2 protein-coding genes are annotated in these 904 nt (G+C 65.6%); both read right to left on the reverse strand.

The window, feature by feature from the left end:
• The coding region (locus EOA27_RS38250) for a metallophosphoesterase (protein ID WP_189562373.1) at positions 1-443 on the reverse strand (443 nt) is incomplete at its 3' end.
• A gap of 47 nt (positions 444-490) precedes the next feature.
• A partial coding sequence (locus EOA27_RS38255; RefSeq protein WP_127258935.1) for a TOBE domain-containing protein occupies positions 491-904 on the reverse strand: 414 nt, incomplete at its 5' end.

The following is a 904-nucleotide window of genomic DNA, read 5'->3' on the forward strand; positions in this document are numbered from 1 at the left end:
CCGGAAGGGCGGCTCATTTTCCTCGACAGCCTGGCATCGAGCCAGCCGAGCCGGTCGTCGCACAACTCGCCGGTGACGCGGCCTTCCGCCAGGCTGTCGAGGAAAATGAGCCGCCCTTCCGGCGTGTCGAAAACCGACTGCACGAAACCGTTTCCGTCGGTCCCGTTTTCCGGGAAGGCGGCGATGAGGTTGGCGCGCCGGTCGTGGTTTCCAGGCAGCAGCCGGTAAGGCACGGCAAGCCGGCTCAGCGCCGCCTTCAGGTCGGCATAGCTGTCGGCCTCGCCGTCGTCGGTCAGGTCGCCGGTGAAGATGCAGAGCGCCGCATCGCTGTGGCGCTGATTGATATGGTCGATGCAACGATCGAGCCGCTCATTCAGGTTCGCGCCATATCGTATCTCGCGCAGACGACCGAGATGGACGTCCGTAACCTGGATGACCTTCATGCCCTGAACCCTCAATCAAAATGTTCGCAAAAGCCGACGGAAAGGGATCATCCTTGGAGCGCCGGCTCCGGCACAGAAGCCTTGAACACCTCCAGCCTACCGCCTGTCTCCGAGGAGAAGAAGTGCAGGTCCGATTCGGCGAACTGCAGGCCGATCGTGCTGCCCGGTTCGGGGTGGACGGCCTCAGACGTCACGACGGAGAACGGCGCGCCGTCGAGATCGACATAGATGACACGGCCGGCGCCCAATTCCTCGATGAGGTCGACCGTCGCCGCGAGCGCTCCGGGCGTCCCCGGCGCCACCATGCGCACCGCTTCCGGCCGGACGCCGACCGCGACCTTCGAGCCCACGGCAAGGCCCGTGCGCGACACGCTGAGCTTGCGGCTGCCGCCGAGCAGCGAAATGCCGTCGAGCGTCACCGTGCCTTCGAGCATGTTCATCGCCGGCGCGCCGACGAAGGT

The sequence above is a fragment of the Mesorhizobium sp. M2A.F.Ca.ET.037.01.1.1 genome (assembly GCF_003998075.1).
Classification (GTDB): Bacteria; Pseudomonadota; Alphaproteobacteria; order Rhizobiales; family Rhizobiaceae; genus Mesorhizobium.